Genomic DNA, 12,543 nt, shown 5'->3' with positions numbered 1-12,543 from the left:
CTCGACATGCCCTACCGCGTCTTGCCGCGCAGGGCAACGATGGCCGCCGCCGTCTCCTCGATCGAACGGCGGCTGACGTCGATCATCGGCCAGCCATGCCGCGTGCATATCTGGCGGGCATAGGCAAGCTCTTCGGCGATCGCGGCACGGTCGACATAGTCGGTCGGTTCGTAGGCGCTGGTGCCGAGAATGCGGTTCTGCCGCACCTGCGAGATCCGTTCGGCAGTGGCGACCAGGCCGACGATCAGCGGCCGCGTGGCATTGACCAGGCTTTCGGGCACCGGCACGCCGAGCACGATCGGGATGTTGGCGGTCTTGATGCCGCGATTGGCGAGATAGATGCTGGTCGGCGTCTTCGAGGTGCGGGAGATGCCGACGAGCACGATGTCGGCATCATCCATATTGGCCGGCAGCTGGCCATCATCATGCTCCATGGTGAAGTTGAGCGCGTCGATGCGGCGGAAATATTCGGCGTCCAGCACATGCTGGGCACCGACGCGTCGGCCGGCAGGCGTGCCGAGATAGGACTGGAACACCGTCAGCACCGGTTCCAGCACCGAGACGCAAGGCAGGCCCATGGCCGCGCAGCGTTCGTCAATGCCGCGGGCAAGCTTCTGGTCGACCACCGTGTAGAGGATGATGCCTGGCTCCTCTTCGATGTCCTCGAACACCTTCGTCACCTGCTTTTCGGTGCGAATGAGCGGATAGATATGTTCGATGGCGCGCGCATCCTTGTATTGCGCGGAAGCCGCGCGGCCGGCAGCCAGCAGCGTTTCGCCGGTCGCGTCGGAAATCAGGTGAAGATGAAAGAAGCTTTGCGGTTTGTTCACAGGATACATTCCAGGCTGTGGGCCGATGTGGATAAGCCGGGCGGAAAACTCGGCCACCGCAAAGCGACTGTATCAGATGCCGGTTTGTCCACAATTCGATGTGCTGTCGGCTTCTCCGGGCGGTTGGGGACAAGTCCGGGGACGGAGCTTTTTGCCTTCGCTTCATCCACAGGGGCAATTTCCCTGGCGTGGCGGCAACGCATTGACTCCAGTCGTAAATTCGCGGTTTTCCACAAAGTCCTGCAATCCCGCTGGAGAAGCGCGCGACAATATGCTGGCTGGTCTTTTCCAGGGCAAAGCGGGACAGGAGACAACCACCACAACCAACAGACTCTTAGAATCATAAGATTCCTAAACATAGAATATTTAATTATAGGGAAGCCTGGAAAGGCTAGCGCTCAATGCCTCAAGACCGGATTGTGCTGGACGTGTTGAGAGGCAAGGTGGCGCTTCCGCCACCTGTCTGGATGATGCGCCAGGCCGGCCGCTATCTGCCGGAATACCGGGAGACGAGGAGGCGGGCCGGATCCTTCCTCGATCTTTGCTACGACCCGGATCTCGCCGTCGAAGTGACGCTGCAGCCGATCGAACGCTTCGGCTTCGATGCATCGATCCTGTTTTCCGACATCCTTGTCGTGCCGCATGCGCTCGGCCGCGACGTGCGCTTCGAGGAAGGACGCGGCCCGCTGCTGACGCCGATCACGGCTGTGGAGATCGAGGCTCTCGACGGCGAAACGTTTCACGTGAATCTCGAGCCGGTCTACGAGACGGTGCGGCGATTGCGCGCCAGACTGCCCGATGAAACGACGCTGATCGGCTTCTGCGGTGCGCCCTGGACAGTGGCGACCTACATGATTGCCGGCCACGGTACGCCCGACCAGGCGCCGGCCAGGCTGTTCGCCTATCGCGAGCCGGCGGCCTTTCTTCGGCTGCTGAAGGTGCTCGCCGATCATTCGGCTGCCTATCTGATCCGCCAGATCGAAGCCGGCGCCGATGTGGTGCAGATCTTCGATTCGTGGTCAGGCGTGCTCGACGAAGCGTCTTTCGAATTGTTCTGCGTCGAGCCGGTGGCCGAGATCGTCCGGCAAGTGAAGGCTGTCCATCCCAATGTTCCGATCATCGGCTTTCCCAAGGGCGCGGGAGATCACTATCGAAGCTATCGCCAGAAGACCGGCGTGACCGGGCTGGGCCTCGACTGGACCGTGCCCTTGTCGACGGCGAAGGAATTGCAGCGCGACGGCGCCGTGCAGGGCAATCTCGATCCGCTGAGGCTCGTAGCCGGCGGCAAGGCGCTTGCCGACGGCGTAGCGGCGATCCTGAAGGCGCTGGGCGACGGACCACTGATCTTCAACCTCGGCCACGGCATCACGCCGGAGACGCCGCTGGCGCATGTCGAGCAGATGGTGAAACTGGTGCGGAGCGCATCGTGACGATGATGGGCGCTGACAATGCGAACAGCACCAACAGCGGTCGAGGGGCGATGCGCCGCGCGGCAATCGCGATCGCCATCTTCCTGGTGCTGGCCGGGCTGCTGTTTTTCTTCGGGCCTGATGATTTCTATCCGTGGGCGAAGGCGATCCATGTGATTGCCGTCATCTCCTGGATGGCGGGCATGCTCTATCTGCCGCGCTTGCTGGTCTATCATGCCGATGCCGAAAAAGGCTCCGACCCGTCGGAGACCTTCAAGGTGATGGAGCGCCGCCTGCTGCGCGGCATCATCAATCCGGCAATGGTGATTACCTGGGCATTCGGCCTGTGGCTCGCCTGGAAAGGCTTTGGTTTTCAGGGCGGCTGGCTACATGCCAAGATCGCTGCGGTGGTTGGTTTGTCGGCCGTGCATGGCTATCTCGCCGGCGCCGTCCGCAAATTTGCCGAAGACCGCAATGAAAAATCGGCAAGGCACTGGCGGATCGTCAATGAGATCCCTACATTGCTGATGATCGTCATCGTCGTCCTGGTTATCGTAAAACCGTTCTGACGTCCTCGGTTGCCCGCAAAAGGCGGCTTGCTCTTTCAACCGACCGACGATAAAAGACGGGTCTTCCTTCCCGTCATGCGCCGCCCATTTATCGCTTCGGCCGCGCCCGGCATTTGTCGCATCCCGCCGATATTTTTCCCAAAGCTTACTCAGAGTCCGTCTAATGATGCAAGAAATGAAGCTCACAGAGTTCAAGAACAAGAAACCACCAGAGCTGATCGCTTATGCGGAATCGCTCGAGGTCGAGAACGCCAGCGTCATGCGCAAGCAGGAGCTGATGTTCGCGATCCTGAAGAGACTGGCGACCCAGGATATCGAGATCATCGGCGACGGCGTCGTCGAAGTGCTGCAGGACGGTTTTGGCTTCCTGCGCTCCGCCAACGCCAACTATTTGCCGGGTCCCGACGACATCTATATTTCACCCTCGCAGATCCGGCGATTCTCACTGAAGACCGGCGATACGGTCGAAGGGCCGATCCGCAGCCCGAAAGAGGGCGAGCGCTATTTTGCGCTGCTCAAGGTCAACACGATCAATTTCGACGACCCTGAAAAAATCCGCCACAAGATCCATTTCGACAATCTGACGCCGCTTTATCCGACCTCGCGGCTGAAGATGGAGATGGAGGTTCCGACCTCCAAGGATATTTCGGCGCGCGTCATCGACCTGGTGGCGCCGCTGGGCAAGGGCCAGCGCGCCCTGATCGTGGCGCAGCCGCGCACCGGCAAGACGGTACTGTTGCAGAACATCGCCCATTCGATCACTACCAACCACCCGGAATGCTACCTGATCGTGCTTCTGATCGACGAGCGGCCGGAGGAAGTCACCGACATGCAGCGCTCGGTGAAGGGCGAGGTCGTCTCCTCGACCTTCGACGAGCCGGCGGTTCGCCACGTCCAGGTTGCCGAAATGGTCATCGAGAAGGCCAAGCGCCTCGTCGAGCACGGCCGCGACGTCGTCATCCTGCTGGATTCGATCACCCGCCTCGGCCGCGCCTACAACACCGTCGTGCCGTCATCCGGCAAGGTGCTGACCGGCGGTGTCGACGCCAACGCGCTGCAGCGCCCGAAGCGCTTCTTCGGTGCTGCCCGCAATATCGAGGAAGGCGGTTCGCTGACCATCATCGCCACCGCGCTGATCGACACCGGCAGCCGCATGGACGAAGTCATCTTCGAAGAGTTCAAGGGCACCGGCAATTCGGAAATCGTGCTCGACCGCAAGGTGGCGGACAAGCGCATCTACCCGGCCATGGACATCCTCAAGTCCGGCACCCGCAAGGAGGACCTTCTGGTTCCGCGCCAGGACCTGCAGAAGATCTTCGTGCTGCGCCGCATCCTGGCGCCGATGGGAACAACCGACGCTATCGAGTTCCTTATCGACAAGCTCAAGCAGACCAAGACCAATGCGGATTTCTTCGATTCGATGAATACGTAGGGTTGCGGGCCTTCCCTTCTCCCGTGTGGGAGCAGCAGGTGGCGAGCGAAGCTCGGTCGGATGACGGGTGCTCCAGCTTGGCAACGACGGCACTCCGTCCAACACCCCTCATCCGTCTCGGCGCTGCGCGCCAATCCACCTTCTCCCACAAGGGAGAAGGGACGGAGCGCCAGGTCCATCACCGCCGCAGCATCCGTTCCAGCTCCTCAGCTTCCGTTATCACCGGCAGGCAGACCTGCCCGGTGCACAGCCAGGCGCCGGGCTTTTCGGTTGGTGGCAGGACGCCGCCTGGCAGCGTCGGCAGGTTTGTCGCCGAGCCGACAGGCACGACGATGTCCACCCGGCGCGGGTCCGGATTTCGATTCGCAACCGGAACAAGCCTTGGATTCTCAGATCTATCCACGATCACCAATTTCAACGGCTCGAACGCCAAGGTACAGGCATTGACTATACCCGCCTGGCCATAGGGCTGGTGCTCGGCCCGCCCAGCCGCATGCTCGGCGACTGTCCAGGCTTTTTCCCAGAGATCGAGATCGCCGGTCAGCGACGACAATCGGACCAGGGCTTCGATGATCTGGCCGGTAGCCGAAGGAATGGCTTCGTCGACATCGCCTCGGATGCGGATTGGCACATCCGCGCTGTCGGACGCGGTCAGATAGTAGCCGGTCTTGTCGCTGTCCCGGTGCCAAAGATCGAGTTGCTCAATGAAGTTCCCGGCGCGATCGATATAGTCGGGATTGCCGGTCGCCTCGAACAGCGAGATGGCGGCATTCGCCATGGCGGCATAGTCGCTGGACAGCGCGGGAAACAATTTCTTCTCCCCGAGCATGGAATGCGGCAGGCGGGCGTCGCGGGCGGCGCCCGCAATGGCGGCAAAGGCCGCTGCCGCCGCTTCGATCCAGTCGGATCGGCCAAGCGATCGTCCGGCCTCGGCAAGGGCTGCGATCATCAAGCCGTTCCAGTCGGTCAGGGCCTTGCCGTCACGCCCCGGCCGAACGCGCTGTTCCCTCGCTGCCAGCAGCCTTTGCTTGAGCGCAACCAGAAGGTCACGATCGACGACGCTTTGTGTTTGCTGGGCTTCGGTTTGGTGGATGATCGGCTTGCCTTCCCAGCCATGCGGATCGGCAAGTGTGAAGTGTTTGAAAAACAAGGCTGAGTCGTAGCCAAGGGCGGTCTCGATTTCATCCCTGCTCCAGGTGTAGAATAACCCCTCCTCGCCCTCGCTATCGGCATCGAGGCTGGCGGCAAGGGCACCGCTCTCGACCCGCATTTCGCGCAACAGCCAGGCAATCGTCTCTTCGATTCGCAGCCGGAATAATTCCTTGCCGGTCGCGGCATAGGCCCAGTTGCTTAGCCTGACGAGCTGGGCATTGTCGTAGAGCATTTTTTCGAAATGCGGCACCAGCCATCCGGCGTCGGTCGAGTAGCGGCTAAGACCGCCGCCTATATGGTCGTAGATGCCGCCGGCCAGCATCTTTTCGAGGCTGAGGAGAACGGCGTCGCGGTGGGATGCGGTGCCGCCGCGCAGCCAGGACAGCCAGAGGCTCTGCATGAACGGCGCGTTGGGGAATTTCGGCGCGCCGCGCAGGCCGCCCAGCTCGCGGTCGATCATGCCGTCAATGCCGGTGGCGAACTTTGCCAGCATGCCGCGGTCGAGCACGGCCTTGGCATGGCTGCCCGCCAGCCGCGTCTCGACATGCGTGGTTAGGCCGTCGGCACTTTGGTTAACGCTTTCTTTCTTCTCCCGCCAAGCCTTGTCAACCGCCTCCAGCACCTGGACGAAGCCCGGCCGGCCGTAGCGGGCCTCGCGCGGAAAGTAAGTGCCGCCCCAGAACGGCTTGCCGTCCGGGGTCAGGAACATGGTCAGCGGCCAGCCGCCTTGCTCGCCCATCGAGGACAGCGCCGCCATATAGATCTGGTCGATGTCGGGGCGCTCCTCGCGGTCGACCTTGATATTGACGAAGAGACGGTTCATGACGGCGGCGACGTCGTCGTTCTCGAAGCTCTCATGCGCCATGACGTGGCACCAATGGCAGGCGGCGTAGCCGACAGAGAGCAGGATCGGACGCTCGAGCGCCTTTGCTTCGGCCAGAGCGGCGGGCGACCACGGCCGCCAGTGCACCGGATTGCCGCTGTGCTGCTGCAGATAGGGGCTGGCCTCTTCGGCAAGCAGGTTTTGTGCAGGCAATGTCACGGCGCTACTCGATGGCGGATTGAACAGGCATAGCTAGGGCGCTTCGGCAGAGCGGGCAAATGATTTTGAAAGACTCCATCGTAGCGCTGTCGAGCGGGCGCCTGCCGGCCGGCATTGCGGTGATCCGGATTTCCGGGCCGCAGAGTCGATTCGTTGTCGAAACGATTTCCGGATCGACCGTGCCGAACCGCGTGGCCAGCTATCGCAAGCTGCGGGCGCGCGACGGATCGGTGCTGGACAGCGGCCTGGTCGTCTTCTTTGCCGGGCCCGACAGTTTCACCGGCGAGGACGTCGCCGAGTTCCACGTGCATGGCGGACGCGCCGTCGTGGCGAGGATGCTGGAAACGATCGCCGGCTTCGATGGCGTCAGGCATGCCGAGCCTGGCGAATTCACCCGCCGCGCCTTTCTCAACGGCAAGCTCGATCTGGTCGAGACCGAGGCGCTGGCCGATCTCATCAACGCTGAGACCGAAGCGCAGCGGCGCTTTGCCGTTCGCAACGCTCAGGGCGTGCAGAGCGAACTCTATCTGGGCTGGCGCCGACGGCTGATCCACGCCCGGGCGATGATCGAGGCCGAGATCGATTTTGCCGACGAGGACGACGTGCCGGGTTCGGTCGCCGATACGGTCTGGTCCGATGTTCAGACCATGATCGACGAAATCGAGCGCCATGTCGCCGGCTTTCGTGCCGCCGAAATTATCCGCGACGGGTTCGAAGTCGTCATCCTTGGCGCGCCGAATGCCGGCAAGTCCAGCCTGTTCAACGCCTTGGCGCGGCGCGAAGCGGCCATCGTCACCGACGAGCCCGGCACGACCCGCGACCTGCTAGAAGTGGTGCTGGACCTGGAAGGGGTGCGGGTCAGGGTAACCGACACCGCCGGTCTGCGGGAGGCGCCCGGCAAGATCGAGGCGATCGGCATCGAGAAGGCCAGGACCAAGGCGCACAGCGCTGATCTGTTGTTGCTGCTGGAGGATCTGGCGGAGCCAGTCGCGATCGGTATGCTGCCGGGCAACATGCCGGCGCTGAGGGTCGGAACAAAAATTGACCTGTTGGGGGACAAGTCACCCTCGCCCACGGCGCACTATGATTTCGCCATCTCGACGCGGGACGGCACGGGTCTGGCCGAATTGCTGGACGAGATCGGGCGTCGTGCCGCAGCGCAGATCGGCAAGGCCGGCGATATCCTGCCGTCGCGGCTGCGGCACGTCGAGTTGCTCAACGAGACGAAACGCTTCCTGGTCGCAGCAGTGGTCAGTGGTCATCGCGGGCAGGAGCTACGGGCCGAGGAACTGCGCCTGGCAGCGGATCGGCTTGGACGAATCGTCGGGGCGGTCGATGTCGAGGATATGCTGGACGTTATCTTTTCGCAGTTCTGTATCGGCAAATGACTCACGTGAAACATTGCAAGCAACGGTGACGGAAGGCGAGCGACGGCGGTCCTTCGCCGTCCCGCCGACGTTCTGCGCCACCGAAGGGACCAACGCCGTGACTCACGTGAAACACCAGGCGCCGATACCGCTACATTGTTTCACGTGAAACGAGCAGTGTTCTTGACAGCATGTGGCTGTGGGCACATGTGTCGGCAGATTTGAATCGGAATATACAAATGACCAATCGCTACGATGTGGTTGTGGTGGGCGGCGGCCATGCTGGGTGCGAGGCCGCAAGCGCCGCTGCGCGGGCTGGCGCCAGAACGGCGCTGGTGACGCTGCGCTTCGATACGATCGGCGTGATGTCCTGCAATCCGGCGATCGGCGGCCTCGGCAAGGGCCATCTGGTTCGCGAGATCGATGCCATGGACGGGCTGATGGGGCGCGTTGCCGATGCGGCCGGCATCCAGTTCCGGCTGCTCAACCGCCGCAAAGGGCCGGCGGTACGTGGTCCGCGGACGCAAGCCGACAGAAAGCTCTATCGTCTCGCCATGCAGGCGGCAATCCGCCAGCAGGCCCGGCTCGAGGTCATCGAAGGCGAGGTGCTGGACTTCGAAATCAACGGCAGGGAAATCAACGACGGGGAAATCGACGACAGACGCATCGCGGCGGTGCTGCTGGCGGATGGACGCCGGCTCGCCTGCGGCGCCGTGGTGCTGACGACCGGCACTTTCTTGCGCGGGCTGATCCATATCGGCGAGAAGAAGATCGTCGCCGGCCGCATGAACGAGCAGGCGAGCGCCGGCCTGTCGGCGACAATGAGCCGCGCCGGCTTCAAGCTCGGGCGGCTGAAGACCGGCACGCCGCCGCGGCTGGACGGCAGGACGATCGATTGGGCGTCGCTGGAGAGCCAGGCGGCGGACGAAGATCCCGTACCGTTCTCGCTGCTCACCGAGCGCATCGAAAACCCGCAGATCCATTGCGGCATTACCCGAACGACCAATGCCACGCATGAGCTGATTCGCGCCAATCTCGGCCGCTCGGCGATGTATTCGGGGTCAATCGAAGGCGTCGGGCCGCGCTACTGCCCGTCGATCGAAGACAAGATCGTCAAATTCGGCGACCGCGACGGCCACCAGATCTTTCTGGAGCCGGAAGGGCTGGACGACGACACGGTGTACCCGAACGGCATCTCGACTTCGCTGCCGGAAGATGTGCAACTGGATATTCTAAAGACCATTCCAGGGCTGGAGCGGGCAACCATGCTGCAGCCGGGCTATGCCATCGAATATGACCATGTCGACCCGCGCGAGCTCAAGCCAACGCTGGAGACAAAGCGGATCGGCGGGCTTTTCCTCGCCGGGCAGATCAACGGCACCACCGGCTACGAGGAGGCCGGCGCGCAAGGGCTGCTCGCCGGCCTCAACGCGGCGCGCAAGGCTTCGGCGAGCGATGAAATCGTGCTCAGCCGCACCGAAGCCTATATCGGGGTGATGGTCGACGATTTGACCAGCCGCGGCATCGCCGAACCCTACCGCATGTTCACCTCGCGCGCCGAGTTCCGGCTGTCTTTGCGAGCCGACAACGCCGATGAGCGGTTGACGCCGCTGGCGATGAGACTGGGGATTGCCTCGCCCGAGCGGATGCAGCGGTTCAACAATGTCGTGCAAGACCTTGAGAAGGCGCGACAGCTCGCCCTCGGCACCACCATGACTCCCAATGAGGCGGCGCGCCATGGGCTCGAAATCAACCGGGACGGCGTCCGTCGCTCGGCCTATGGGTTGCTGGCCTATCCCGGCGTCGACATCGCCTGGCTGGCGCGGATCGAACCGGCTTTCGCGGCGATCGACAGCAAAACGGCCGAACGTCTTGAAACGGAAGCCAAATATTCTGTCTATCTCGACCGCCAGCGGGCTGACGTCTCGCAGATCAGGCATGAGGAGAGCAGGCTGATTCCCGAATCGCTCGACTTTGCCTCTGTTCCCGGCCTGTCCAATGAATTGAGGCAGAAGATGCTGGCACGCCAGCCGCGCTCCATTGCCGATGCGCAGCGTATGGAGGGCATGACGCCGGCGGCGCTGGCGATCATCGTCGCCCATGTACGCAATGCCGAGGCGGCTGCGCGAAAGCAGGTCGCGTGAGCGCTGCGTCCTGGGCAAACCTGCAAGAGGCAGCAGGCCCGGTTTCACGTGAAACATTCGATCGCCTGGTCGCGTTCGAGGCCGTCTTCCAGAAATGGAACCGCCGGATCAATCTGGCCGCGCTGTCGACGCAGGACGATGTCTGGCGCCGCCACATCCTCGACAGCGCGCAGCTGGCGCGAATCAAACCCGAGGCGAAGCGCTGGGTCGATCTCGGCTCGGGCGGCGGGTTTCCCGGCCTCGTGCTGGCCTTTTTGCTTGCCGAGCGGGACGGCGCCAGCATCGATCTTGTCGAAAGCAACCGGAAAAAGGCATCGTTCCTGCAAACGGTTATCGGACAGTTCAGCCTGCCCGCCAAGGTCATCGCCCGCCGCATCGACGATAGCTATCCTCTTGTTCCTGCGCCGCAAATCGTCACAGCCAGGGCACTCGCCTCGCTGCCCGACTTGCTCGACCTGGCGGCGCCGTGGCTGATCAAGGGGTCGCATGGCCTGTTTCACAAAGGCCGGGATTACCGCGCCGAAGTGGCAGAAAGCGCTCAACGATGGTCTTTCGATCTGGTAGAACATGCCAGTGCAACCGACGCGGTGGGCGTCATTCTCGAAGTATCCGACTTGCGACCGCACTCTGGCTTGTGACCGGCGACCCCAAATGAATTTCTGGCATGAATTTCTGGCATAGACCCATGATGAAGAACGGCCCCCGAATCATCACCGTCGCCAACCAGAAAGGCGGCGTCGGCAAGACGACGACGGCCATCAACCTGGCCACCGCATTGGCGGCCATAGGCGAACAGGTGCTGATCGTCGACCTCGACCCGCAGGGCAACGCCAGCACCGGGCTTGGCATCGACCGGCGCGACCGCACCGTCTCCTCCTATGATGTGCTGACCGGCGAACTGGACCTCGAAGCGGCGGCAATCCCGACGGCGGTGCCCGGCCTGTCGATCGTGCCGTCGACGCTCGACCTGCTCGGCATCGAGATGGAAATCGCCTCGGCGCCGGATCGGGTGCTGCGGCTGCGCAACGCGCTGCGGGCTTCGGCCGCGCGCTCGGCCAATTTCGGCTATGTGCTGATCGATTGCCCGCCCTCGCTCAACCTGCTGACACTGAATTCGATGGCTGCGGCAGATTCGGTGCTGGTGCCGCTGCAGTGCGAGTTTTTCGCGCTGGAGGGCCTGAGCCAGCTTTTGGAGACGGTCGAGCAGGTGCGCCGTTCGATCAACCCCGACCTGACGATCCAGGGCATCGTGCTAACCATGTTTGACGGGCGCAACAATCTCGCCAACCAGGTGGTGCAGGATGTCCGGGCACATATGGGCGACAAAGTCTATGAGACCGTCATTCCGCGCAATGTCCGCGTTTCCGAGGCGCCGTCCTATGGCAAGCCGGCGATTCTCTACGACCTCAAATGCTCGGGCAGCCAGGCCTATCTGCAGCTTGCCTCGGAAGTGATCCGCCGCGAGCGCAAATTGCGGGCCGCCTGAACGATAAGCCGATTCGACACCGAAACGATCTGGACGGACGATGAACGAAGACCCTTCGAGAAAAAGACTGGGACGGGGACTGGCGGCGCTGATCGGCGAAATCGATCGCCCGGCGGCTCCGGAAAAGCCCGGGCCGGCGGCCGACGGCAAGGTGCCGATCGAGTTCCTCAGCCCCAACCCGAAGAACCCGCGCCGGCATTTTGGCGACGCCGACCTGACCGACCTCGCCCAGTCGATCCGCGAACATGGCGTGGTGCAGCCGGTGGTGGCGCGGCCGTCGAAATCCCAAACGGGCCGCTACGAGATCATCGCCGGCGAGCGTCGTTGGCGCGCGGCGCAACGCGCCGGGCTGACCGAAATCCCGATCATCGTACGCGACGTCAACGACCGCACGGCGCTCGAGTTGGCGATCATCGAAAATGTCCAGCGCACCGACCTCAACCCGGTCGAGGAAGCGTTGGGGTACCAGCAGTTGATCGACGACCACGGCTATACCCAAGCCGATCTCGGCCAGGTGATCGGCAAGAGCCGCAGCCATGTCGCCAACACCTTGAGACTGCTCAAACTGCCCGACGTGATCCGCGACATGCTGGTCGACGGCGCGCTCTCGGCCGGCCACGCCCGTACCCTGGTGACGGCCGACGACCCGGCCGGGCTTGCCAAGCGGATCATCGACGAAGGGCTTTCGGTGCGCCAGGCCGAGGCGCTGGCGCAAATGCCGGTCGGCGCGCCGGCGGCAAAGCGCCAGCCCGCAGCGCCGCCGCAAAAGGATGCCGACACGCTGGCGCTGGAAAAATTGATGACCAATACGATCGGCATGATCGTCACGATCGAGCACAACCAGCGCGGCGGCGTGATCAGCGTCGCATACCGGACGCTGGAGCAGCTTGACGAGCTTTGCCGAAGGCTGAAGCGGGAGTAGTGGGTTGCTAAGACATCGAGGCCTTTAGCCGGCAAACAAAGTGTGGCTGCCGCCGCGCCGGTGATTGGCTAAATCGTCGAAGTAGTTAATCTCCCCCCCGTGAGGGCAGGGGAATCGCATATGGCGATTTTGGGGTTGAGTTTAGGCTGAGAAAGGATTCTTTGGAGAGGCAGTTGAGCGAAGGAGCGAC

General features: G+C 62.8%; 10 protein-coding genes. 8 read left to right on the top strand and 2 right to left on the bottom strand.

The window, feature by feature from the left end; translation table 11 throughout:
- Positions 1-11: 11 nt before the first annotated feature.
- Positions 12-830: a pyruvate, water dikinase regulatory protein gene (locus NKJ72_RS09440; RefSeq protein ID WP_254817949.1), complete on the bottom strand. Its 819-nt coding sequence runs from the start codon at positions 828-830 to the stop codon at positions 12-14.
- Positions 831-1,231: 401 nt separating this feature from the next.
- On the opposite strand from NKJ72_RS09440, the gene hemE reads away from it, so the two are divergent.
- From hemE to rho, 3 genes are all read left to right on the top strand, one after another.
- Positions 1,232-2,260, top strand: a complete 1,029-nt coding sequence (gene hemE, locus NKJ72_RS09435) for a uroporphyrinogen decarboxylase (RefSeq protein ID WP_352476795.1) — start codon at positions 1,232-1,234, stop codon at positions 2,258-2,260.
- A 2-nt stretch (positions 2,261-2,262) separates the two neighbouring features.
- Entirely contained in the window at positions 2,263-2,808 is a 546-nt protein-coding gene (gene hemJ / locus NKJ72_RS09430; RefSeq protein ID WP_502895555.1) for a protoporphyrinogen oxidase HemJ, read from the top strand.
- A 166-nt stretch (positions 2,809-2,974) separates the two neighbouring features.
- Positions 2,975-4,240 carry a transcription termination factor Rho gene (rho, locus tag NKJ72_RS09425; RefSeq protein WP_023675925.1) on the top strand — a complete coding sequence of 422 codons (1,266 nt, stop codon included), beginning with the start codon at positions 2,975-2,977 and terminating at the stop codon, positions 4,238-4,240.
- Between the two features lie 178 nt (positions 4,241-4,418).
- Here rho and NKJ72_RS09420 read toward each other — a convergent pair whose 3' ends face one another.
- Positions 4,419-6,434 (bottom strand): thioredoxin domain-containing protein, encoded by a 2,016-nt coding sequence (locus NKJ72_RS09420; protein WP_352476794.1) that lies wholly within the window; start codon positions 6,432-6,434, stop codon positions 4,419-4,421.
- Positions 6,435-6,493: 59 nt separating this feature from the next.
- On the opposite strand from NKJ72_RS09420, the gene mnmE reads away from it, so the two are divergent.
- The 5 genes from mnmE to NKJ72_RS09395 all read left to right on the top strand — a co-directional run bounded on the left by mnmE (position 6,494) and on the right by NKJ72_RS09395 (position 12,353).
- Positions 6,494-7,822: a tRNA uridine-5-carboxymethylaminomethyl(34) synthesis GTPase MnmE gene (gene mnmE, locus NKJ72_RS09415; protein WP_352476793.1), complete on the top strand. Its 1,329-nt coding sequence runs from the start codon at positions 6,494-6,496 to the stop codon at positions 7,820-7,822.
- 218 nt (positions 7,823-8,040) lie between these two features.
- A complete protein-coding gene (gene mnmG / locus NKJ72_RS09410) occupies positions 8,041-9,945 on the top strand; it encodes a tRNA uridine-5-carboxymethylaminomethyl(34) synthesis enzyme MnmG (protein ID WP_352476792.1) in 1,905 nt (634 codons plus the stop codon).
- Entirely contained in the window at positions 9,942-10,583 is a 642-nt protein-coding gene (gene rsmG / locus NKJ72_RS09405; RefSeq protein ID WP_352476791.1) for a 16S rRNA (guanine(527)-N(7))-methyltransferase RsmG, read from the top strand. Before mnmG ends, rsmG begins: the two co-directional genes overlap by 4 nt.
- A gap of 47 nt (positions 10,584-10,630) precedes the next feature.
- Positions 10,631-11,431 (top strand): ParA family protein, encoded by an 801-nt coding sequence (locus tag NKJ72_RS09400; protein WP_254817943.1) that lies wholly within the window; start codon positions 10,631-10,633, stop codon positions 11,429-11,431.
- A gap of 40 nt (positions 11,432-11,471) precedes the next feature.
- On the top strand, positions 11,472-12,353 hold the full coding sequence (locus tag NKJ72_RS09395) for a ParB/RepB/Spo0J family partition protein (RefSeq protein WP_352476790.1): 882 nt from the start codon (positions 11,472-11,474) through the stop codon (positions 12,351-12,353).
- The last annotated feature ends 190 nt before the right edge of the window (positions 12,354-12,543 follow it).

Source organism: Mesorhizobium sp. M0045, assembly GCF_040323385.1.
Lineage (GTDB): Bacteria > Pseudomonadota > Alphaproteobacteria > Rhizobiales > Rhizobiaceae > Mesorhizobium.
The sequence above is the reverse complement of the archived record's forward strand: the minus strand, read 5'-3'. Positions and strand labels throughout refer to the sequence as shown.

Excerpts from the sequence above, each read along its gene's own strand:
- hemE (WP_352476795.1), top strand. The coding sequence starts at position 1,232 with ATGCCTCAAGACCGGATTGTGCTGGACGTGTTGAGAGGCAAGGTGGCG.
- hemJ (WP_502895555.1), top strand. The coding sequence starts at position 2,263 with ATGATGGGCGCTGACAATGCGAACAGCACCAACAGCGGTCGAGGGGCG.
- rho (WP_023675925.1), top strand. The coding sequence starts at position 2,975 with ATGCAAGAAATGAAGCTCACAGAGTTCAAGAACAAGAAACCACCAGAG.
- mnmE (WP_352476793.1), top strand. The coding sequence starts at position 6,494 with ATGATTTTGAAAGACTCCATCGTAGCGCTGTCGAGCGGGCGCCTGCCG.
- mnmG (WP_352476792.1), top strand. The coding sequence starts at position 8,041 with ATGACCAATCGCTACGATGTGGTTGTGGTGGGCGGCGGCCATGCTGGG.
- NKJ72_RS09400 (WP_254817943.1), top strand. The coding sequence starts at position 10,631 with ATGATGAAGAACGGCCCCCGAATCATCACCGTCGCCAACCAGAAAGGC.
- NKJ72_RS09395 (WP_352476790.1), top strand. The coding sequence starts at position 11,472 with ATGAACGAAGACCCTTCGAGAAAAAGACTGGGACGGGGACTGGCGGCG.